18 protein-coding genes are annotated in these 22,010 nt (G+C 43.9%); 10 read left to right on the forward strand and 8 right to left on the reverse strand.

What is annotated here, in order from left to right; all coding sequences use genetic code 11:
• Nucleotides 1-46: 46 nt before the first annotated feature.
• The 3 genes from SNE26_RS25695 to SNE26_RS25705 all read right to left on the reverse strand — a co-directional run bounded on the left by SNE26_RS25695 (nt 47) and on the right by SNE26_RS25705 (nt 3,472).
• Nucleotides 47-574, reverse strand: coding sequence for a hypothetical protein (locus tag SNE26_RS25695; RefSeq protein ID WP_321556707.1), 528 nt, complete (start codon nt 572-574; stop codon nt 47-49).
• Nucleotides 574-1,563 (reverse strand): AAA family ATPase, encoded by a 990-nt coding sequence (locus tag SNE26_RS25700; protein ID WP_321556708.1) that lies wholly within the window; start codon nt 1,561-1,563, stop codon nt 574-576. Before SNE26_RS25700 ends, SNE26_RS25695 begins: the two co-directional genes overlap by 1 nt.
• A 79-nt stretch (nt 1,564-1,642) precedes the next feature.
• On the reverse strand, nt 1,643-3,472 hold the full coding sequence (locus tag SNE26_RS25705; protein WP_321556709.1) for an FAD-dependent oxidoreductase: 1,830 nt from the start codon (nt 3,470-3,472) through the stop codon (nt 1,643-1,645).
• A gap of 90 nt (nt 3,473-3,562) precedes the next feature.
• Between SNE26_RS25705 and SNE26_RS25710 the strand changes: the two genes are divergently transcribed.
• Together SNE26_RS25710 and SNE26_RS25715 are read left to right on the forward strand one after the other, a co-directional pair.
• Nucleotides 3,563-4,099 carry a YfiT family bacillithiol transferase gene (locus SNE26_RS25710; protein ID WP_321556710.1) on the forward strand — a complete coding sequence of 179 codons (537 nt, stop codon included), beginning with the start codon at nt 3,563-3,565 and terminating at the stop codon, nt 4,097-4,099.
• Between the two features lie 489 nt (nt 4,100-4,588).
• A complete protein-coding gene (locus SNE26_RS25715) occupies nt 4,589-4,921 on the forward strand; it encodes a protein tyrosine phosphatase (protein ID WP_321556711.1) in 333 nt (110 codons plus the stop codon).
• On the opposite strand, the gene SNE26_RS25720 is transcribed toward SNE26_RS25715, so the two are convergent.
• From SNE26_RS25720 to SNE26_RS25730, 3 genes are all read right to left on the reverse strand, one after another.
• Entirely contained in the window at nt 4,918-6,009 is a 1,092-nt protein-coding gene (locus tag SNE26_RS25720; RefSeq protein ID WP_321556712.1) for an acyl-CoA dehydrogenase, read from the reverse strand. The two genes, SNE26_RS25715 and SNE26_RS25720, sit on opposite strands and share 4 nt — an antisense overlap.
• A 326-nt stretch (nt 6,010-6,335) precedes the next feature.
• Nucleotides 6,336-6,974: a nicotinamide riboside transporter PnuC gene (pnuC, locus tag SNE26_RS25725; protein ID WP_321556713.1), complete on the reverse strand. Its 639-nt coding sequence runs from the start codon at nt 6,972-6,974 to the stop codon at nt 6,336-6,338.
• A 47-nt stretch (nt 6,975-7,021) separates the two neighbouring features.
• A complete protein-coding gene (locus SNE26_RS25730; protein WP_321556714.1) occupies nt 7,022-9,475 on the reverse strand; it encodes a TonB-dependent receptor in 2,454 nt (817 codons plus the stop codon).
• Nucleotides 9,476-10,088: 613 nt separating this feature from the next.
• Here SNE26_RS25730 and aspS point away from each other — a divergent pair.
• Together aspS and SNE26_RS25740 are read left to right on the forward strand one after the other, a co-directional pair.
• A complete protein-coding gene (gene aspS / locus SNE26_RS25735) occupies nt 10,089-11,834 on the forward strand; it encodes an aspartate--tRNA ligase (protein WP_321556715.1) in 1,746 nt (581 codons plus the stop codon).
• A gap of 64 nt (nt 11,835-11,898) precedes the next feature.
• Nucleotides 11,899-12,363, forward strand: a complete 465-nt coding sequence (locus SNE26_RS25740) for an FKBP-type peptidyl-prolyl cis-trans isomerase (protein ID WP_321556716.1) — start codon at nt 11,899-11,901, stop codon at nt 12,361-12,363.
• A gap of 166 nt (nt 12,364-12,529) precedes the next feature.
• Here the strand turns inward: SNE26_RS25740 and SNE26_RS25745 are convergent, their stop codons facing one another.
• Together SNE26_RS25745 and SNE26_RS25750 are read right to left on the reverse strand one after the other, a co-directional pair.
• A complete protein-coding gene (locus tag SNE26_RS25745; protein WP_321556717.1) occupies nt 12,530-13,672 on the reverse strand; it encodes a CapA family protein in 1,143 nt (380 codons plus the stop codon).
• A 62-nt stretch (nt 13,673-13,734) separates the two neighbouring features.
• Nucleotides 13,735-14,340, reverse strand: a complete 606-nt coding sequence (locus SNE26_RS25750; RefSeq protein ID WP_112658808.1) for a C40 family peptidase — start codon at nt 14,338-14,340, stop codon at nt 13,735-13,737.
• A gap of 467 nt (nt 14,341-14,807) precedes the next feature.
• Between SNE26_RS25750 and pdhA the strand changes: the two genes are divergently transcribed.
• From pdhA to trpC, 6 genes are all read left to right on the forward strand, one after another.
• On the forward strand, nt 14,808-15,803 hold the full coding sequence (gene pdhA / locus SNE26_RS25755; protein ID WP_321556718.1) for a pyruvate dehydrogenase (acetyl-transferring) E1 component subunit alpha: 996 nt from the start codon (nt 14,808-14,810) through the stop codon (nt 15,801-15,803).
• Between the two features lie 119 nt (nt 15,804-15,922).
• Complete coding sequence (locus SNE26_RS25760) at nt 15,923-17,581, forward strand: 2-oxo acid dehydrogenase subunit E2 (RefSeq protein ID WP_321556719.1); 1,659 nt, start codon at nt 15,923-15,925, stop codon at nt 17,579-17,581.
• 292 nt (nt 17,582-17,873) lie between these two features.
• Nucleotides 17,874-18,299, forward strand: coding sequence for a cytochrome B (locus tag SNE26_RS25765; RefSeq protein ID WP_321556720.1), 426 nt, complete (start codon nt 17,874-17,876; stop codon nt 18,297-18,299).
• A gap of 248 nt (nt 18,300-18,547) precedes the next feature.
• On the forward strand, nt 18,548-19,957 hold the full coding sequence (locus tag SNE26_RS25770; RefSeq protein WP_321556721.1) for an anthranilate synthase component I family protein: 1,410 nt from the start codon (nt 18,548-18,550) through the stop codon (nt 19,955-19,957).
• Between the two features lie 78 nt (nt 19,958-20,035).
• Nucleotides 20,036-20,656, forward strand: coding sequence for an aminodeoxychorismate/anthranilate synthase component II (locus SNE26_RS25775; RefSeq protein WP_321556722.1), 621 nt, complete (start codon nt 20,036-20,038; stop codon nt 20,654-20,656).
• A 256-nt stretch (nt 20,657-20,912) separates the two neighbouring features.
• Nucleotides 20,913-21,695, forward strand: coding sequence for an indole-3-glycerol phosphate synthase TrpC (gene trpC / locus SNE26_RS25780; protein ID WP_274990424.1), 783 nt, complete (start codon nt 20,913-20,915; stop codon nt 21,693-21,695).
• Nucleotides 21,696-22,010 lie beyond the last annotated feature (315 nt).

Raw genomic sequence — 22,010 nt, forward strand, 5'->3', positions numbered from 1 at the left:
TACAGGTAATATTTTAACAGAGGTTTATGCTATCACCCAATTTCTACTAAAGCTTTTTCATTGCATCTATATTGACTTTGTAGGTTTCTGATTTCAGATATTTAATCCACTTTCTTAATACTATCAGATTAGAAGCTTGATTTTGTATGAGGTCAGTAAATAATCTCTTGAATCTCTGATCATTCTTGCTGGTTGTCGACTTTGATATTTTCGTGAGTTTGAGTAATTCAGACGGGAGATCATAATGGGCTATATCAATGCCCACATCCGTCGCTTCGTTAAGTATAAATTGTTCAATAGCCGGACTTATCTGGATTATGTAATGCGGCCTGTTTTTATGTTTATGTAAGAAAATAGGATCGCGATCAATTACCAAATCAAACTCCTTTAAATAATCGACTTGCTTTTTGTCCTTGTCAATAAGGCCAACCGAAAAATCATCCTTAAACTTTTCCTTCATCACTTTAGTTACCGTACCACAGCCTTTTTGATGATTATATTGTTTTTGCGGAGGTACAAGTGTTTCCAGCAAATTAGTATCTACAAAGCATTCGGGGATAAAGCAAATGTCCATTAGATATAATAACTTTCGCTGTTGGTAAAGAGGTCGACCCCATTTTGATAAATTTCGTGGAGTTGTTTATCTGTCAGCCTCACGACTTTAGTTTCGTGACGCTCATAATCAACCAGATAAACAGAAAGATCTTCTATGGCATTCTCAAGAAAATCATTAAGGATGAACGGACTATGAGTAGCAATAAAATATTGATTACTCTGATTGTAAATCATTTCCTGCGTAATCTTCGCTATATAAGGTGGAAATGAATGAGCCTCTGGTTCCTCAAAAAGCAATACTGAATTTGTGCTGCTTGCAATAGCCGTTTTGAAAAATATCATTCGCTGAAGGGTATCAGCCACTGAATTATATGGTATCAGGAAGATATCCTTACTCCGTTTATTATTTTGTAAAATTTTTAACTGCTCGCTCGCGCGGTCAAATACTAAAGATAGCCCATATTCCTCAAACCAACCGGAGATTTCGGTACGCAGATCTTCATTCTGTTCAATAACATTCAATAGGTTGTAACCGTAGGGGGGAATTAATGTTCTGGCTGTACCTTTATGATAAGTTGTATTTGGGTTGAAAATATAACGCCTGATACTCGCAGGCGCGATGTTACTTAACTTAGAGGGTTTAACATTGGAATTGTCGTCAATCTTGAGCCTTATTGAATAAGTCGGTGCATCTAATGAAATTTCTAAACCAGATTCACGATCATAAAAAACCTGTGCAACATTGCGTCCTGTATCCACAATAGCCGGATCTCCGGTATTGCCACGATAAAATATTTCAGGCTCTGATTCGTAACGAACCAGGTTGGTGAAGGATTTTGCACCTGAAACGCGAAGAAATGGTGTAGTGAAAAGTGAAAGCGCTTCAATGATATTAGACTTACCAACATTAGGGCGGCCTATAAAAAGATTAATGCGTCTACAGTCACTAATCTTAAGAGACTTGATCGACTTGAAATTCTTAATCTGTATATCGTTTATTTCCGCCATAAATAAGTGAGGATACTTCTTATTAATGTAAATATAAGACAGTTTTTATCAATCCTGCTTCAAAACTTCATGGTTCTGTCTAATTCACCATCCTCCCCGCAATATCCACCGAACGCGCAAAAGGGTTAAAAAACCTGTTGGCCAGTATGGCAAACTCCCGGCGGGTCACCGGCCGTTTCATATCAAATGGGGAGGCGAATTTATATTGATCTTTCCAGGCTTTTTGCATGGCAATCTCTAAAGTATGCGGATCGGTTAGCGTAGTTTCGCTGATAAACGACAACAAGTTACCTATGGTGAACACCGGGCCGGGTTTTTCCTTATTGAACCATAAAAACCCGCGGGTATAGGTTTCTTCCAGGGTTGGTTTTATTTCGGCAGTGGCCACTAATGAATCGGGCTGGAACAGCAATCGGGCGGTGTTCCCCTCTGCTTTTTGTACCCCTTTTAATAATCCGGAAGCACCTATTTGCTGGATAGCCCTAAAATATGGATCGGTTGGTTTAACGTCAGCAAAAGGCATGATCCATGCTTTAAAGTCCAGCAGTTCGCCCTGGATGATTCGCACATTTAAGTTTTGCGTTGTGGTTTTAAAAAAAGCGCAGAAAGCTGCGGTTGCCCCGGCACCCTGCCCAATAGCCATTTGTACTGATGGGTACATGGTGCTGGCATTTATCAGGTGTGTTACCGACATGGCTTTTTCCGTTACCAGTAAATTATCCAGGTCTTTCAATACGATAGCCCCCAGCGGCACACTATAGGCAGGGAAAGGTGGATAATTAACTTTCGGAGGATTGGCATCCGTATAGTGCTGGCCCGGCGAGGCATCGCCAACAGCAATGGCTGTACGGTAAAGTTTTGATTCGCGGTTGTAAGGTTTGTACACATCATCCAGCATCATCCTCACCAATCCTTTTGTCGCGCGACCGGCCTCGCGCAGGTATGGGATGTATGGCAGGTGGTCGGGCGTGGTAAAGCCATCGTCCAAACCGAGGTTTTTGTACCCCAATTCGGTTTGCAAATAGTATATCAAGCCTAAAGTATGCAGTCGGGCTTTGGTATAAAAAGCCTCCCGGTTTTCGGGTTTTAAATTATCTGCGGTAACGAGAAACTGGTTTCCGCATTCGGCCCATTTTATCATGTATTTATCGTTGGGCAGCCTGCCATCGGTAAGCATCTGCTTAATGTTCTTCCCTTTAAGGCAAGTGTATGCAGCGGCGTCATACCCTTCGGGCCTGGGAATAGTTTTATCGGCCGAAAACCCAAAATCTTTCAAAATGGCAATCCAGGTAAGGTCCTGCAATTGTGCCGATTCATTATCAGGCGCCAGGGCCTCGTTAGTTTGCTTTTTACTCTCAAAGCCATAAACATAGGTTTCACCTGCTTTGGCAGCTACATCTCCGGTTTCGGTAGCGTCAATTACTACTTTGGCTTTTACCGTGGTTGTTTTTCCGTCGAGGGTGATACTTACATCCCAGCCGGTGCCGTCTTTTTTAATGCCTGTAAATGGGGCGTTTAATTTTACGGTTAGATTTTTCACCGTATCGGTTATTTTTTTGAGAATGGCCGCCCCTGTATAGGGTTCAAATCTTAATACCGCGTTGTAGGCAGTATCATAGCCCGGGGTTTTGCTGTAGAAATCCCGCGCCCTGCGCCTGAATTCGCCCCAGATGCCTGTTGGTAAATTGCGGTTACCGTCAATAACGCACATCCCGCCCGATGTCATGCTGCCGCCCAGCCAGGGGCCTTGTTCAACCAGCATGGTTTTTAGCTTGCTTCGCGCACCCTGTATGGCCGCCGCTGTTCCGCTTGCGCCTCCGCCTATGACTAATATGTCGGTTTTAATGGTTTGTGCGAAGGAGAGCGTACAGTTAAAAACAAAAAGTACGACCAGTAACTTTTTTATCATCAGTTAAATTAACAATCTACAGAACGCTAAAATAGGCCAAAAGCTTGTGGTAGTATAAAATAATACCTAATTTAAATTTTTTTAACATTTATGATGACAGACGAACAAATGAAATACCCTATCGGGAAGTTTGCGCCCCCGGCTTCGTACACTGCCGAAGATATGCGCGGCTGGATTGAAGATATTGCTACCCTGCCGGGGAAGTTGCGTCATGCAATTGCCGGCCTTAATTACCAGGAACTGGATACCCCATACCGTACAGGCGGCTGGACACTGCGCCAGGTGATCCATCATTTGGCCGATAGCCACATGAATTCCATTACCCGCTTTAAGCTTGCCCTTACCGAAAATAACCCAACCATAAAGCCATATGAGGAGGCCGACTGGGCGCTGCTGCCCGATTACCGCCTGCCGGTTGAGCCATCATTAAAAATGCTGGAAGGCATCCATCAGCATTTTGTGGCCCTGTTTGAAAGTTTCACCGAAAACGAATGGGCGCGTACTTTTGTACACCCGGCATCAGGCGAAACCGTATCGCTAAAAAAAGGACTGGCCCTGTATGCGTGGCACAGCAATCACCATTTGGCGCATGTGACCGAAACGGTGAAAAGGTTTGTTAAAGTTTAGTTTTGAGGTGAAAGGATAAAGGTAAAAGGCGAAAGGTTGCCTCCTGTGTTCCCTCAGGGTCTCTCGCAGAGAGCCTTGAGGTTTACCGCGTTCTAATATCTGCCAAGTGAATTTGAACAGCGAATCCGCATGGCGTATACCTCAGGGTCCTCTGAGAGAGACCCTGAGGGGACGTTAAATTTGAATACAATTTGTCCGTGTCTTTTTTAAAAATGTCATTTCGAACGAACCTCGGGCGGGATTAAGCGGCGGAGGTGAGGAGAAATCTTCTACAAGCAGCCATCCCGTTATGCATGGCGTATAAGATTATGTCCCCTCAGGGTCTCTCGCAGAGGACCCTGAGGATCACCGCGTTCTAAATATCTGTCAAGTAAATTTGAACAGTGAATCTGCATGGCGCATACATCAGGGTAAATTAATCGCAGAAACACACCCCTGCAGCCGCACTTCCCATCGCGCCCCTCTCGAGAGGGGAATTTAATATTTTCAATGAAAACTAATCCCTCAATGCCAAACCTTCTTTTCATCTGCAGTAAAAACCAGTGGCGCAGCCCTACAGCCGATGCTTTATTCAGGAACCATCCTGTGCATAAAGCTTCTTCGGCAGGTACAAGTGATAAAGCGCGGGTTAGGGTAAATCAAAAAATGATTGACCGTGCCGATGTGATCTTTGTAATGGAGCAAAAGCATAAAGAAATACTGAAACAACGCTTCAGCATAAATGGCAAAACACTTATTGTGCTTGATATTGAAGATAATTATCAGTTCAATGATCCCGAACTGATAGCTATTTTAAGAAATGAGTTGAACGAATATCTTTAATCAATCGATTCAAAGGTTAACAGCGAATGCTGCCCTGCTGTGTGGATGTCCCGCCAAACCTGGTTAATTTCCGTATCAGGATTCGCAGCCGATAATCCACAATAAGTATAAAGTTTATCGACAGCCTCCCGCGAAACTTTGGCCAGCTTACGGCTCATCAAACTTACTTCCTGCAAGCCATTATTATCTGCCGATTCAAAGTTATTCCATGAGTTATCAACAGCATTATAAAATGCTGCTCGCGTTTCGTTAAGTAAAATAGTATGATCGGCCAGTAATTGTTTGATGTATACTTTTTGAGGCCCGGTTAAGCGTGGGTTTTTCATCCGTTCATCAAAGGCAGGTCCGCAAAGGTCAAGAAAATGAACCGCCAGGCCCGAAAGGTTAGCTGCTAATGTTGCTTCGGCTAACTGCAAAAACGGATAGCGGTACAACGGTTCGTTTACAACCGTATACTGCGGATCAATCTTAAAACATCGGTTTTTATCAACATACAGGTCTTTTACCTCATAGGCATCGCTCCCCGTGGCCATCATGCCTACATATTTCCATGCCGGGAAAACGCGCACATCTTTCTTATCAAAAATAAAGGGTAGCATCAGCGGCTCGCCTTCGTCATTCAAAACAGTTTGCTCTCCCTTTTTAATGATACAGTTTGCGGTGATATGTGTTGCGTGGTGCGCACCGCTGGCATATTTCCAGGTGCCATTGATAATATAGCCATCGCCATTGATCGTAGCTGTCCCGGTTGATGCCCCGCTGCCGGCCAGGCACAATTGCGGATTGGTCATGATTTCCGATGCCAATCCAGCATCAAGGAAACCGCCAAACCAGCCTGCGCCGCTGCACAAGGTTACTACCCAACCGAGACTGCCATTGGCCCAGGCCAGGCTTTCTTCCAACCGAACCATCTGCGGCAGGGCCAATTGCAAGCCGGAATAAACCTGCGGCACTAAAAATTTAAACCAGCCCTGCTCATAAATAAGTGCCAGCTGACGGGGTTGCAGCTTGCCTGCCTGTTCGGCTTCAGGAGCCGCGCCCCGGATGATATCAACCCATTCGGGTTTTAAGTTTTGTGATGGATGCATGAAATATTTTTTTAGCTTAAAGCCGAAAGCAAAAGGCCGAAAGCGTAATTGGCAATCCCCAATTGCCACCGGGAATAACAAAAAATACTGACAGTATTTTGTCAGTGTTCAATTTTTGAAAAACGGGTGTTCAATGCTTTGACCTCCTAAATATATAAGACACTGATTATCAATGCAAAATTGTTCAATTCGATTAAAGTCGTATTTTGATCATTTTGTAAAATGTTGATTATCAATAGTGTTTATTTTTCAAAAAACGCCAGTGTGTTTACACTTTTAAAATTGAACACCTGATACAGCCTGGTTATTGAATGTTTTCCTAACTTCTAATCTCCAACCACCAACCGCTCGGCCTCCACCTGTCTTTTCCACTCAAAGTATCCCCATATAGCCACAATGAACAGGAAAATAGTAAGCATCCCAAACATGGGCAGCTTTTTGTAAAACAGCAGCGGTACGGCAAAAAAGTTAGAGATATTCAAAAAGATCCAGTTCTCCATTTTGCGGCGGGCCAGCAGCCACATGCCCGCCCATGCCGTTGAAGATACCAAAGCATCCCATCCGGGCACGTTTGATGGTGTAAAATATTTAGCAGGCAGGTTTTTGATCGTGTAGTAAAAAACCACCCAGCCTGCAATGCTTATGGCTAAACTTATTACCCATTCGTTTTTGGTAGAGTAGGTTATTTTTACCGGCGGCTCGTTGCGTTTTTTCACCCAATAGATCCAGCCGTAAACGCTCATAACTATATAATATCCGTTCAATACCGATTCGGCATACAGGTGCACATCCATTAGCAGGTATATGGATATGGCCGTACCCAGGATACCTGCCGGGTACAGCCATATGTTATTTACACGGGCCAGTAATACTTCAGTAACGCCCAGCGCAACGGCAAGCCATTGCAGCCAGGTAGTTTCCTTTATTTGTTCAATGAACAACTGTATTAAGTGTTGTATATCCAATTTTTAAATTCGTGAAATTCGATCCAATTCGTAAAATTAGTGTTCATTTAAAATCCCAAGCTCAACGATGCCATAAAGTTTCGCGGTGCTTGTGGGAAAAAGTAGTTATAATTTACCAGGTGCCCGCCCTCGATATCCGGATAGGTAGCACCGTTGTTCTCGTACTTCTCGCTGAAGATATTATTAACCTGCAGGCCTACCCCAATGTTTTTAACCGAACGGATGCTGAAGGTATACCTTAGTCTTACATCATTCACAAAAAAGCTGTTCAATTGGCGGTTGGCGGCATAAGGATTAGCGGCATTATCGGGTGCTATGCCAAAACCTTCGGGGTTGCGGTTCATGGTATTATCCAGGTATTGCTTACCTACATACTTGCTGATGAAAGCAATTTCTCCGCCTTTAACAGGGCTGTAACTAACCACGCTTGAACCTGTAAGTGACGGCGAATAGGCGATATCAGTTTTGGCAAATGTTTCCTCAACCAGCGTACCGTTGTCGTAGTTGGAGAAGAACTGCTGATAGTTTTTGATCTTATTGGTGCTAAGGGTTGCCGTAACGCTCCAGTTTAGTTGATTGGTAATTTTTACTTTTCCGCTAAGCTCCAAACCTGCGCGGTAGCTGTCCTTTACGTTGGTGCGCACCGGGCTGCCTACATCATTCAGCGAACCGGTTAATACCAATTGATTTTTATACAACATATAGAAACCATTCAGCTCTCCGCTGAAAACAGATGAACTGAAACGATAACCGGCCTCAAAATCTTTCAGGTTTTCGGATTTAGGACGGTTTTGCGGAGGCGAGTCGACATAGTCATCGCGGTTAGGCTCATGGTTACCTACCGCGAAAGAGGCATATACATTGCTGTGTTCATTAAACTGGTAAGTAACGCCGGCTTTAGGGTTAAAGAAATTTAACTGCGCTGTTTGCTGCGCATTATTCAGGTTTTTATCGATGCCGTAGAACGAATAGTTTATATGGCGGTATTGCATATCGGCGTACAATAAAAACTGATCTACGTGCCACTCGGCACGGCCAAAAATGTTGAAATCTTTCTTTTTGGCGTTATCGCGGTAATACTCATAATTGGGGCCAACACCAATGCTTTCTTCGCTGGAAATGATATTGCCATAATGTGCGCCTTTATATTCATTGTAAGCGCCGCCGAGGTTCAGGTTCAATTTTGTAGTGGGCTGATATTTTAATGCATAGGTTACCCCGTAAAAATCATTATTAAGCCACAGGCGGCGAACAAGATTAGTGGTTGAAATAGTATCGGTACCATAAATAACAGGTGATAAACCATAATTACTTACCGCATCCCCTTTCCTGTACTCTTCGTAATAACCTTCGCCATGAGTATAATGCAGGGCCCCGCTGAACGACAGTTTATCCGAAAACTTTTTATCATACAATAATTGATAATGGTTTTGCAGGTAATCGTCAACCTGGTCTTTGTAGAATGCCCCATTGCCCATATCACCAAGTTCGTTATACGTACGGTTATCCGGACGGGTATCATCGCCTATTACATAATCTGCCACACCGTTCCAGGCCTGGTAAGTACGCTCATGGCCCGAAAATACATTAAGCCGTAAGGTGCTGTTATCACCATAATAGGCACCACTTACAAAAAATGATTTCAGACGGGACGATGCACGGGCGATATACCCATCAGACCGGATCCGCGACAACCGGCCATCGATACTGAACCTGCCGCCAAGCAGACCAGTCCCTACGCTTACGGTATTTTTTAATGAACCATATGAACCTGCCGAATTATCAAGCTGGGCATAAGCGGTATCCCTGCGGGTAGCGGTTTGTACGTTGATACTACCGCCAAAGGCGCCTGCACCATTGGTTGAGGTACCTACACCACGCTGGATTTGCAGGGTATTGATAGATGATGCAAAATCGGGCAGATCGACAAAGTAGGATCCCTGGCTTTCAGCGTCATTTAGGGGGATGCCGTTAACGGTTACGTTAATGCGCGATGCATCCGACCCACGAATGCGGATACCGGTATAGCCAATACCTGTGCCGGCATCAGAGTTGATCACTACCGATGGTGTTTGGTTAAGCAGGTAAGGCAAATCCTGGCCGAAATTGTTTTTTTCGAGATCCTTTTTGCTGAGGTTGGTAAACGCCGTAGGCGAGTTTTTGCCAGCACGGGTGGCAGTTACCGTAACTTCATCGGCGGTTAAAGTACCTGGGCCTAATGTAAAATCAAGGATTTTATCAACGCTGATAGCTGTAGTTACCGTTACCTGCTTATAACCTACATAGCTGATTTTTAGCGTGTAATTGCCTTTTTTAAGGTTGTTAAAGCTATACTTGCCGGCAGCATCGGTAACTGTACTTTGTTGCAGGTTTAAAATAGAAATAGTTGCGCCAGGCAATGCTTCGCCGGATTGATTGCTCACTTTTCCTGAAATGGAAAGCTGGGCCGATGCCATGACAGGCAGCAGCAGGGCCATAATAGCCACGAATAAATTTTTCAAAATGTTGTAAAACAAAAATTGAGTTAATCCATCTGCACGTCAGGGTAAAGCGGCAGTACACTTAACTTATTTACCTTTCCCTACGCCGGCATTATCCGGATCAGGTGTGGGGGAAAGTCTTTAGTCGAAAGTGTTAAGTCAGAAGTCGTGATTGACTTTGAACTTAAAACTTAGTACTTCTAACTTACCTCCTGGGTATGATCTCAGCCTGTCTTTCAGTTTGGTAAAACAACACGTGGTTTGTTTTGCAACCAAAGCAAGGCACCCCTTGAGAATTATATTGAAGCAAAGATATGTTTTGATTTCGGATTTAGTACGTGGGATTTCGAAATTGTGAAGATTATCGTTTCTTTTTAATAAAGTCACTATTAAAATGAGCAAAAACTTATTAAGCTCGTAAAGGTGCAAACACACTGTGCTTGTTGTATTTTTATTTGTGTATAAACGCCTTGGCAAGAATTTGCTATGTTGAAATGTTGCAAATCTGCCAATGGCAAAAACTGTTTTTACAGGCTTTATTGGCTTTTAAATTAACATGTTACTAAATTCGAAATCGAAAATCTGAAATCCGAAATCAAAAACCTACTTTTGCAGACTTTTATAAAACATTGCTATGCTTAGAACTCATACCTGCGGCGAATTAAATATCAGCCATTTAGGCCAAACCGTTACTTTATGCGGTTGGGTACAAAAATCGCGCGATTTGGGCGGTACCACTTTTATCGACGTGCGCGACCGTTATGGTTTAACCCAATTGATATTTAACACAGATAGCGACGCCTCCCTGCGCGAAAAAAGCCGCGGGCTTGGTCGTGAGTTTGTGATCAAAGTTACCGGTGATGTAATTGAGCGCACAAGCAAAAACACCAGGATCCCTACCGGCGAAATTGAAATTGTTGTTGCTGATATCGAGGTGCTTAATGCGGCAAAGTTACCGCCGTTTCTGATTGAGGATGAAACAGATGGCGGCGAGGAACTTCGCGCCAAATACCGTTACCTCGATCTTCGTCGTAACCCAATCCGCAATAACCTGGTGCTTCGCCACAAAATGGCGCAGGAAGTGCGTAAATATTTAGATAAACTTGACTTTATCGAGGTAGAAACCCCGGTACTGATCAAATCGACCCCTGAAGGCGCACGCGACTTTGTGGTGCCAAGCCGCATGAATGCCGGCGAGTTTTACGCCCTGCCGCAATCGCCCCAAACCTTTAAGCAATTGCTGATGGTGAGCGGCTTTGACCGTTATTTCCAGATCGTGAAATGTTTCAGGGACGAGGACTTACGTGCCGATCGCCAGCCTGAATTTACCCAGATTGACTGTGAGCTTTCGTTTGTAAGCCAGGAAGATATCCTGAATATTTTTGAAGGCCTCACCCGCCATCTGTTTAAAACGGTAAAAGGCATTGATTTAGTTGAACTGCCGCGCATGCTGTATTCAGATGCGATGCGTTTATACGGATCTGACAAACCCGACCTGCGTTTTGGGATGGAGTTTGTTGAATTGAATGATATTGTTAAAGGCAAAGGATTTAGCATTTTTGACAATGCCGAACTGGTTGTTGGTATCAATGCCAAAGGCTGCGCAAGCTATACCCGTAAACAGGTTGATGAACTGACCGAATGGTTAAAACGCCCGCAAATTGGCGTAACCGGCATGATCTATTGCCGCTACAACGAGGACGGCACCCTGAAATCATCTGTTGATAAATTTTACAGCGAAGACGAATTAACCAACTGGGCCGCTGCTTTCAATGCCGAAAAAGGCGATTTGATGCTGATCCTGGCCGGTGGTGCTGATAAAGTACGCAAACAACTGAACGAGCTGCGTTTAGAAATGGGCAACCGCTTAGGCCTGCGCGATAAAAATACTTTTGCTCCGCTTTGGGTGGTTGATTTCCCGCTGCTGGAGTGGGACGAAGAGAGTGGACGCTACCATGCTATGCACCATCCGTTCACTTCGCCAAAACCCGAGGATATTGCCATGTTGGACACCGAACCGGGTGCCGTACGCGCTAATGCATATGACCTGGTGATCAACGGTACCGAAATTGGCGGCGGCTCTATCAGGATCCATGACCGTGGCCTGCAATCGCTGATGTTCAAGCACCTTGGTTTCTCGCCGGAGGAAGCCCAAAAACAGTTTGGCTTTTTGATGGATGCTTTTGAATATGGAGCACCTCCGCATGGTGGTATCGCATTTGGTTTCGACCGTTTGGCATCGATCTTTGCCGGCTTGGATTCTATCCGCGATGTGATCGCCTTCCCTAAAAACAACTCGGGCCGCGATGTGATGATCGATTCGCCATCAACCATTGCCGAAGCACAAATGACCGAACTAAAAATAAAAACAACGGTTTAACTAACCCAAAACATAAAACTAAGCCTCCTTTATTACAAAGGGGGCTTTTATTTGGATCCCTATCATGAAAAAATATCTTTTGTTGCTAAGCGCGGTTATTATTACACTGATGATATCATGTGATAATACAGCGAAGTTAAACCGGGCTAAACAAGCTAAAACAGATGATTCACTGATCCGGGTTTACCTGAAGGCCAACCCGCAGATCAAAGTGCAGAAACATCCTTCCGGTATTTATTACCAGGTTTTATCTGAAGGTAAGGGGAGAAATCCTAACGAAAATTCGTTGGTCACTGTAAATTATACCGCAGCGTTGTTAAATGATATGGTAGTTGATAAAGCGAGCGGTTTTTCAAGCTCGTTAGACCGTTTGATTAAAGGCTGGCAAATAGGCATCCCATTGGTAAAAGAAGGCGGCACCATATTGCTCATTGTACCATCGGGCCTTGCCTATGGTGCAAATGGCGTAGGCCGGATCCCCGAAAATTCGGTAATGGTATTCACCGTCGATTTAACAGAATTTAACTAATCTTCCCAAAATAAGTTTAATTGTTGCGGCTACTACGAGCTTATCAAAGCAGAAACACCCCCCTCCGCTCCCAAGGGGGAAATCGCACAAGCTCGCGCTTTTTTCCTTAAATTATCGCGATGTCGGGGTGAGTAGATACAGCGTTCAATTCCTGCTCGTTTCCTATTTATAAATTCTCGCTTTGAATAACCGGATTAAGACTGATCACTCCGGTATCAGATATCAGCAATCCTGCATCGGGGAAATCGGTTTCGGTAAGTTGCCTGATCCGAATGGCAGCCCGGTTAAGCGTATCAAGCTCCAAACCTTTATCATGCGCCTGCCTCAACGATATGATACGTCCATTCAAAAACTCCCCCTTTTTGTTCAGCTTTACTTTTAATAATGGCGCCAGGCCGCAAACACCTGCCACACTTACTGATTTATAAGTGCAAAAGTTACCGAGACTGTAAGCGATCAGCCGGTTTTTATAAACCTCCATAGCCCGGCTCACGTGCGGGCCGTTGCCCAATATAATATCCGCACCGGCATCAACAGCATTATGGGCAAAGGCATTTACATCGCCCCGTTTTTCGCTGATGAAGGATTCCATTGCAAAAGGAATATGTTCGTAAGCTACGCCTTCGCCACCGCCATGAAACGATACAATGAGAATATCACACTGCTGTTTCAAGTCGCTAATAATGCGGGAGGCGTTCTTAAGATCAAGAATTGGTAAAGTATTGGCATTGGGGGCAAAAGCGCAAAAGCCATATTTAACGCCATTCCGTTCAAATACTGCGGAGGGGTGGCTCAGTAAGCCGCCATAATTAATCCCTATGCTATCAAGCACATGAGTGGTACTCATCCGGCCCGTATCACCAAAATCGCCTATATGGTTATTGGCCAGGCTTAGTAAGTTAAATCCTGCATCTTTAAACACACTGGCATAGGTCGTGGGCATCCTGAATAAATAAGCTTTACTTCGTCGATGTAGCTTATAATGAGCCGGATTCCCTCCGTCAAGCAAGCTGCCTTCAAGGTTGCCAAAGGTTACGTCGGCGCTCCTTAGTTCACCGGCAATAACATTAAAACTATTTTTAGCGCTATCGGGTGGGAGGGTATAATTATTGGGGTACGATGTTCCGAGCATCATATCACCAACGGCGGCAATGGATATGGATGAATCAGACTTAACAACGGCGGTGGTTGTTGTAGTGGCAGTATCCGGTTTAGGTGCAGGGGCCAGGATTTGTTTTTTATTTGGCGGATGGTTACACGCCTGTAAAAACAGCGCCAGGCAGGCTGCTGTAAGCAATAAAAATTTCATTATAAAAAAAATCCCCTCATCGGGATGAAGGGACCAAATTAGTTTATTTATTTCAAAATCGTTTAGTTCTTGCTTTCGTCTACGTCGTCGCCCATATCGTTGCTACCCGTGGATGCCGAACCTTTAAACTCATCCTTAAATGAAGCTAACAACCTGCCGCCTTTGTAAAAGAAACGGCTGTAGTAAGCATCGTCAAGGCTGCTGATAGCAACACCTCTTGATGAAGCATGAGCAAATTTATTATTACCTAAATAAATACCTACGTGCGAGATGCTGCGGCTATGGATCTTAAAGAAAACCAGGTCGCCTTCTTTTAACTCATCTTTACCAACAGGGTTAACCATGCTGAAAATATCGCGTGAGTTACGTTTAATATCAAGGTTAAAAACTTCGCTGTACAATTCTTTGGTGAAGGCTGAGCAGTCAATGCCTCTTCTCGAGCTTCCGCCAAAGTGGTAAGGGGTACCAATCCAATCGTAAACAAAGTGAAAGAGTTTCATGTTTGAGGTAGCAGATAAAGCAACTCCCATAATTTGGGAAAAGTATGCTTTACCTAAACTTTCCTGGTCGTCTTTGTTGTCATCACTGGTGCTTTGGGCACTTTTGGTTTGAGCTTGTGAAGCTACGACGCTGAAAAGTAAGGCAATAGCCAGGGCAAATTTCTTCATTTAATCAGTTTGTTTGTTGAGTTAGGACAACAAATTGTTTATTAAATCAGACACTATGTCTATCGTGCTCTACAAAACTATTTATATTTTTTAAAATTGCAAATAAATGCAGCTTATTTTTCAAAAAATATAAAAAAGAGCTTTTTATTACACATCCTTTTAATAAACAGGCTTTTGTACGCGTATTAATGTAATTTGGTTGTAATTATTTGAAGGCTTTTTTTAGTCTTTTGCGAAAAACAACGCCTTTAAAACTTCGTAAAACGATAATTTATTGCCTCCTGATGTGTTTTTTTAAGTTTTATTTCAACCCAATAGGCAATGCCAAACTTATAAACAGCTGGTTTGTTGTGTTCAAACACACTTTAAAGCCGCCAAATAAAATTTTGCAACAATTTGCTTGAGGTTTCGATATTTTGCAGGATATAATTAGATTTGCGCTTTACTCCAAAAAGGTTGTTTAATACATGAGTTCAATCGAAATAAACAAGGACACCTACCTGATGTGGTACGAACAGATGCTATTGATGCGCAGGTTCGAAGAAAAAACAGGACAGTTATACGGACAACAAAAGATCAGGGGCTTTTGCCACCTGTATATTGGGCAGGAGGCTGTTTTAGCCGGAGCCATGTCTGTAATTAAACCTGAAGACAGTATGATCACCGCATACCGCGATCATGCTCATGCACTTGCCAAAGGTGTAACTCCAAAAGCCATTATGGCCGAAATGTATGGTAAAGCTACCGGATGCTCAAAAGGCAAAGGCGGTTCTATGCACATGTTTGATAAAGAAAAACATTTTTATGGTGGCCACGGTATTGTGGGCGGCCAGGTACCATTGGGTGCCGGTATTGCTTTTGCCGAAAAATATAAAGGTACCGAGTTTGTGAACATTGCCTACATGGGTGATGGTGCCGTACGCCAGGGTGCGCTTACCGAAACCTTTAACATGGCTGCGCTTTGGAAACTGCCTGTAATTTTTGTTTGCGAAAACAATGGTTACGCCATGGGTACTTCTGTTGAGCGTACAACCATCCAAACAGATATTTATAAATTAGGTTTGCCTTATGGGATCCCCTCACAAGCTGTTGATGGTATGGACCCTGCTGCGGTACACGTAGCAATGGACGAAGCAGTTCAGCGTGCACGTGCAGGTGAAGGCCCAACCTTCCTTGAAATGCGTACTTACCGCTATAAAGGCCACTCTATGTCCGATCCGCAAAAGTATCGCACCAAAGATGAGCTTGAAAGCTACAAGGCAAAAGACCCGATTGAGGTTACCAAACAAACCATCCTTACCGAAAAATATGCTGATGAGGCATGGTTTGACGAAATGGATGCTAAAATCAAAGCTATTGTTGATGAGGCGGTACAATTTGCCGAAGAGTCGCCATGGCCGGATGCTTCAGAATTATATACCGATGTATATGTTCAGGAAGATTACCCTTATATCAGGGACTAAGTTTTAAGTCATAAGCCGATAGTCATAAGTATTAAGTTTTTTTGACTTCAGACTTTGAACTTCCGACTTTCGACTAAGAACTAACTATATTTATACAGAATTAATAATACTATCAATATATGGCCGAAGTAGTAAAAATGCCTAAAATGAGCGATACCATGACCGAAGGGGTATTAGCGAAATGGCATAAAAAAGTTGGCGACAAGGTTAAATCGGGCGATGTACTGGCCGAGATTGAAACCGATAAAGCTACCATGGATTTTGAATCGTACCAGGATGGCGTATTACTGTACATCGGGATACAGGAAGGTGCTGCTGCCCCGGTTGATTCTGTAATTGCCATTTTAGGTAAAGAAGGCGAAGATTATAAATCTTTACTTGATCAGGCTGGCAGCGGCGCTGCTGCAGAACCGGCCAAAGAAGCAGCTCCTGCTGCTGATAAAGCACCTGCCGCTACTCCGGCACCAGCCGCACCAAAGGTTGACCTGTCAAGCATCCCGGCTACGGTGATCCGCATGCCTTTGCTGAGCGACACTATGACCGAAGGCACCATCGAAAAATGGAACTTTAAAGTTGGCGATAAGGTAAAAGCTGATGATTCACTGGCCGATGTGGCAACTGATAAGGCCACCATGGAAGTTGTGGGTTACGAAGCCGGTACTTTATTATATATAGGTGTAAAAGAAGGTGAAGCTGCTAAGGTAAATGATATCATTGCTATAGTAGGTAAAGAAGGCACCGATATTACCCCATTATTACAGGATGGTGGTTCGGCCCCTGCCGCCGCCGAAGCAGCACCTGCCGCGGAAGCTAAAGCCGAAACAACAGAGGCAACTGCTGCTGCCACTGAAAGCTCATCTGATGATGACAGCCGCGTTAAAGCATCTCCGCTTGCACGTAAAATAGCTAAAGATAAAGGCATCAACCTTAATGACGTAAAAGGCAGCGCCGAAGGCGGCCGCATCATTAAAAAAGATGTTGAAGAATATACACCGTCGGCTAAACCGGCTGCTGCTGCCGAAGCTGCACCTGCCGCTGCTCCCTCTGCAGCACCTGCTGCAAAAGCGCCTATCGTATTGCCAACCTTTACCGGCGAAGAGAAATTTAGCGAAAGGCCGGTTACTCAAATGCGTAAAGCTATCAGCCGCCGCTTAAGCGAAAGCTTGTTCACTGCTCCGCATTTCTATGTAACCATGAGCATTGATATGGATCAGGCTATTACAGCCCGTACCCGTATGAATGAGGTTGCCCCGGTTAAAATTTCATTTAATGATTTTGTTGTTAAAGCCTGCGCTGTTGCCTTAAGGCAGCACCCTGCTATCAACTCATCATTCCTGGGCGATAAGATCCGCACTAACGAGCATGTTCACGTTGGCGTTGCCGTTGCTGTTGACGAAGGTTTGCTGGTTCCGGTTATCAAATTTGCGGATGGTAAATCATTAAGCCACATTTCGGTTGAAGTGAAAGAGTTTGCAGGCAAAGCAAAATCTAAAAAACTGCAGCCAAATGAAATGGAAGGTTCAACCTTCACCATATCAAACCTTGGTATGTTTGGCGTTGACGAGTTTACCGCTATTATTAACACACCTAACGCATGTATCCTTGCAGTAAGCGGGATCCAGGCTGTTCCGGTTGTTAAAAATGGTGCCGTAATACCTGGCAACATCATGAAGGTAACCCTGAGTGCCGACCACCGCGTGGTTGACGGTGCTACAGCTGCTGCCTTCCTGCAAACATTAAAACAATTATTAGAAGAGCCGGTAAGGCTGTTGATATAATTTATTGATTTCGGATATCGGATTTTCGATTTCGGATTTGGAAAGCGATGGGTTTAGGCTCATCGCTTTTTTTGTTTTATATTAAAAACTGCCGCGGGCTTTCAGCCCGTGGTAACCACAAGGTAAGCTTGTAGCTTACATTCCTTCAGCTGAAAGCTGAAACAATGCGCAACCACGGGCTGAAAGCCCGCGGCAGTATGGTATAAAACAAGGCATCCATACAGAAAAATGACACAATGACCTAATGACATCAATGACCGATATGTTGTATATTCACGGCAAATTTTGATGTATGACACTTTATAGCTTTTTTAAGGAATTCCATTTCGGTTTCAGGTACATTGTTATTGTATTGGTATTATTAGCCCTTGTGCGTGCCTTTATGGGCTGGTTGGGTAAAAGACCATATGGCGAGGGCAACCGCAAACTTAACCTGTTTGCCATGATCTCGGTTCATACGCAATTTTTGCTGGGCATCATCCTCTTTTTCATTAGTCCGATGGTGCAGTTTAGCAAGGATACCATGAAAAACCCGATCACCCGTTATTTTACGGTTGAGCATTGGGTAATTATGCTTATTGCCATTGTTTTGATCACTATCGGGCACAGCAAATCGAAGAAAGCTGCACTGCCGGAAGCTAAGCATAAAGCCATTGCTGTCTTTTATTTGATAGGGATTGTACTTATTGCGGTAGGTATTATGCTTATTCCACAGTAATTCTACGTAGCTAATAGGATTTAGCAAATAAATAATTTCACAAAAAATTTGACAATTCAAATTTCTTTATAAATTTGTGACCGCGATGATTAAAAACATACATACAAACAGCTGGTGGCACCAATTAAATTGGCAGCCGGCTTGCGCTTTTTGATCAGAGACAACCTAATCAATTGTGAACCTAAATAGGAAACCCGGCGACCCCAATTCGCCGGGTTTTTTTGTTTTAAGATATTTGAAAAATAAACATGAGCACATTTAAAATTACTACCACCTATAAAAAGCTGCTGGCCGACACCACCACGCCCGTGAGCATTTACCTTCGCCTGCGCGATGTATTCCCCAACTCATTGCTGCTGGAAAGCTCGGACTATCACAGCCGCGAAAACAGCACCAGCTATATTTGCTGCGAACCGCTCAGCGGCATTGTGCTTAACAATGGTGTGCTGAAAAAGCAGTATCCCGATGGCAGCCAGGAAGTGCATGAGGCAGGTACGTTTAACTTAATTGATCAGCTTAACAGTTTTACCGGCAGCTTTGAAACCGATTCGCTACCGCTAAAAATGATCACCAACGGATTGTTCGGTTATTTTACCCATGAGGCCGTTGAACATTATGAAACCATCAAACTAAAGCAAAGCGATGATGCTACACGCCAGATCCCGGTGATGCAGTACCATATTTACAGGTACATCATCGCTATCGACCACTTTAAAAACGAGCTCTACATATTCCACAACCAGCCCGAAGGTGCGCCAACCAACGGCGGTATCGAAAAACTGGAATATCTCATCAAAAACAAAAACTTCCCCGAGTATAGCTTTAAAAGCAATGGCGACGAAAAATCGAACCTTACGGGCGATGAGTTTATTGCTATAGTTGAAAAGATGAAACAGCATATTTACCGGGGCGATGTTTTCCAGATAGTGCCTTCAAGGGCGTTCTCCCGTACTTTCCTCGGTGATGAATTTAACGTTTACCGCGCCCTGCGTTCTATCAACCCATCACCATATTTGTTTTATTTTGATTTCGGCGATTTCAGGATCTTTGGCTCATCGCCCGAGGCGCAGATCACCATAAAAAATAACGTTGCCAACATATTCCCGATAGCCGGAACTTTTAAGCGCAGCGGAGACGATGAACGTGATGCCGAGCTGGCCCGAAACCTCGAGAATGACCCCAAAGAATCGGCAGAACACGTGATGTTGGTTGACCTGGCCCGTAACGACTTGAGCCGTCATTGCGAAAATGTAACTGTTAAAGCGTTCAAGGAAGTTCAGTATTATTCACACCTCATCCATTTGGTATCGCATGTAACCGGAAAACTGAAGCCCGGTGTATCTGCGTTCAAAGTTGTGGCTGATACTTACCCGGCGGGTACGCTGAGCGGTGCTCCAAAATACCGGGCCATGGAGATCATCGACGAAAACGAAAACATCAAACGCAGCTTTTACAGCGGTGCTATAGGTTTCCTGGGTTTTAATGGCGATTTTAACCATGCCATCATGATCCGCTCGTTTTTGAGCAAAAACAATACGCTGCATTACCAGGCAGGTGCCGGAATTGTAGCAGGCTCAATTCCCGAAAGCGAATTGAGGGAGGTTGATACCAAGATTTCGGCTTTGAGAAGGGCTTTTGAATTGGCGGAAGAGTTGTAAAGCGACGCCCCCTAACCCCCTAAAGGGGGAATTATAATGGATAGTTAAATTTGATAGTTTTTTAAGATATATAAAGCAATGAACGAAAATATAAATACTCCTTCAAGCACCCCCTTTAGGGGGCGGGGGGGGCGAATTTTAATAATCGATAATTACGATTCCTTTACCTATAACCTGGTGCATTTGGTTAATGAGCTTGGCCTGGAGTGCGAGGTTTGGAGGAACGACCAGTTTGCCATTGAGGATGTGGATGCTTTTGATAAGATCATCCTTTCGCCGGGGCCGGGCATCCCTTCAGAGGCCGGTTTGCTGCTGGATGTGATAGCAAAGTATGCGCCGACTAAAAGCATATTTGGCGTGTGCCTTGGTCAGCAGGCCATTGCCGAAGCATTTGGCGGCAGTTTGTATAACCTTAACCAGCCTATGCACGGTATAGCCACACCTATAAAAGTTATCGATGGCGGCGAAGAGCTTTTTGCCGGTTTGCCCGAAAGTTTTAAAGTTGGGCGTTATCATTCATGGGTAGTAAGCGGAAATGATTTGCCCGATTCATTGCAGGTTACCGCAATTGATGAAGCCGATAATTCTATCATGGCGCTTAAGCATAAGCAATATGATGTGAGGGGCGTGCAATTTCACCCCGAGTCAATCCTGACCGATTATGGTAAGGAAATGATGCAAAACTGGCTAAAGGCTTAGTTTTAAGGAATAATGATAACTTTGAAAAATTGATATAATTAAAACGTTATTGCGAGTTGGATCCCGCAATCCTGTGAAAGTGAAATTATAAACATTTACGTCATGCCGAACTTGTTTCGGCACCCCACAGGAACGGTAACCAATTTGCTTAGCATAGTTGCTTAGCGAGTGAGGTGTTGAAACAAGTTCAACATGACAAGCATGTTCGTTATCAACAAAAAATAAACATTCCCCCTTTAGGGGGTTAGGGGGCTTTATGACGATACTTGATAAAATAGTTGCCAATAAAAAAAGAGAAGTTGCTTCGGCAAAAAAACGTACATCGTATACCGTACTTGAAGAATCGGATCATTTTCACCGTGAAACATATTCTTTCAAAGAATTTCTGCTCGATCCGGCACGTACCGGTATCATAGCCGAGTTTAAACGTAAATCGCCTTCAAAAGGGATTATTAACGATAAGGTGCGGGTTAGTGCCGTTACCACGGATTATGCCGCTGCCGGCGCTTCGGCGCTTTCAGTTTTAACCGACCGAAACTTCTTCATGGGCCGCAAAGCCGACCTGGTAAAAGCGCGTTCGGTAAACAGCATCCCTGTACTGCGCAAGGATTTTATGATTGATGAGTACCAGGTGATAGAAGCCAAGTCATTAGGCGCCGATATCATCCTGCTTATAGCCGCTATACTTACCCCTGCCGAAATTGATACCCTGGCCAAACTTGCCAAAAGTATTGGCCTTAATGTGTTGCTTGAGGTACATAACCTTGAAGAGCTGGAACGCAGCATTAACCCTAACCTGGATGCCATCGGTGTAAATAACCGCAACCTGGCCGATTTTACTGTATCGGTAGAAACCTCGTACAAATTGGCCAAACATATCCCCGCCGAGTTTATGAAGATTTCGGAAAGCGCTATCAGCGATCCTCAAACTATCCGGCACCTTAAACTGGAAGGTTTTAATGGTTTTCTTATTGGCGAAACGTTTATGAAACAACAGGATCCCGGACAGGCCATGCGTGATTTTGTGGCTTTGTTATAAGCCTGCCGACAAATTTTGAATACTATTTACAACGCTGCCGGTTGGGAGATGATTGCCGGCAGATCCTATAAATTGTATAAGGTACACTATTAAACAAATTTAATGCCCGGTTATTTCCTAACCGGGCATTTTTTTAACCTATAAAAGAAATTCTTTCACGCTGGTTTCATTGTTCATTTTGTTCATGTTTTATTGAACATATTTTTAGTATTTTACGTAAAAAGGCACACATCATTGCCGGGTTGGTATAAAATAACAGTATTATCTGCCAATCTTTAAAACTGTGCTCAATAAGGGGAGTCGTTAAAATGCGCC

The organism is Mucilaginibacter sp. cycad4, from assembly GCF_034263275.1.
Lineage (GTDB): Bacteria > Bacteroidota > Bacteroidia > Sphingobacteriales > Sphingobacteriaceae > Mucilaginibacter.

Coding starts and splice junctions, on each gene's coding strand:
- SNE26_RS25695 (WP_321556707.1), bottom strand. CDS start 574: ATGGACATTTGCTTTATCCCCGAATGCTTTGTAGATACTAATTTGCTG.
- SNE26_RS25700 (WP_321556708.1), bottom strand. CDS start 1,563: ATGGCGGAAATAAACGATATACAGATTAAGAATTTCAAGTCGATCAAG.
- SNE26_RS25705 (WP_321556709.1), bottom strand. CDS start 3,472: ATGATAAAAAAGTTACTGGTCGTACTTTTTGTTTTTAACTGTACGCTC.
- SNE26_RS25710 (WP_321556710.1), top strand. CDS start 3,563: ATGATGACAGACGAACAAATGAAATACCCTATCGGGAAGTTTGCGCCC.
- SNE26_RS25715 (WP_321556711.1), top strand. CDS start 4,589: ATGAAAACTAATCCCTCAATGCCAAACCTTCTTTTCATCTGCAGTAAA.
- SNE26_RS25720 (WP_321556712.1), bottom strand. CDS start 6,009: ATGCATCCATCACAAAACTTAAAACCCGAATGGGTTGATATCATCCGG.
- aspS (WP_321556715.1), top strand. CDS start 10,089: ATGCTTAGAACTCATACCTGCGGCGAATTAAATATCAGCCATTTAGGC.
- SNE26_RS25740 (WP_321556716.1), top strand. CDS start 11,899: ATGAAAAAATATCTTTTGTTGCTAAGCGCGGTTATTATTACACTGATG.
- SNE26_RS25745 (WP_321556717.1), bottom strand. CDS start 13,672: ATGAAATTTTTATTGCTTACAGCAGCCTGCCTGGCGCTGTTTTTACAG.
- SNE26_RS25750 (WP_112658808.1), bottom strand. CDS start 14,340: ATGAAGAAATTTGCCCTGGCTATTGCCTTACTTTTCAGCGTCGTAGCT.
- pdhA (WP_321556718.1), top strand. CDS start 14,808: ATGAGTTCAATCGAAATAAACAAGGACACCTACCTGATGTGGTACGAA.
- SNE26_RS25760 (WP_321556719.1), top strand. CDS start 15,923: ATGGCCGAAGTAGTAAAAATGCCTAAAATGAGCGATACCATGACCGAA.
- SNE26_RS25765 (WP_321556720.1), top strand. CDS start 17,874: ATGACACTTTATAGCTTTTTTAAGGAATTCCATTTCGGTTTCAGGTAC.
- SNE26_RS25770 (WP_321556721.1), top strand. CDS start 18,548: ATGAGCACATTTAAAATTACTACCACCTATAAAAAGCTGCTGGCCGAC.
- SNE26_RS25775 (WP_321556722.1), top strand. CDS start 20,036: ATGAACGAAAATATAAATACTCCTTCAAGCACCCCCTTTAGGGGGCGG.
- trpC (WP_274990424.1), top strand. CDS start 20,913: ATGACGATACTTGATAAAATAGTTGCCAATAAAAAAAGAGAAGTTGCT.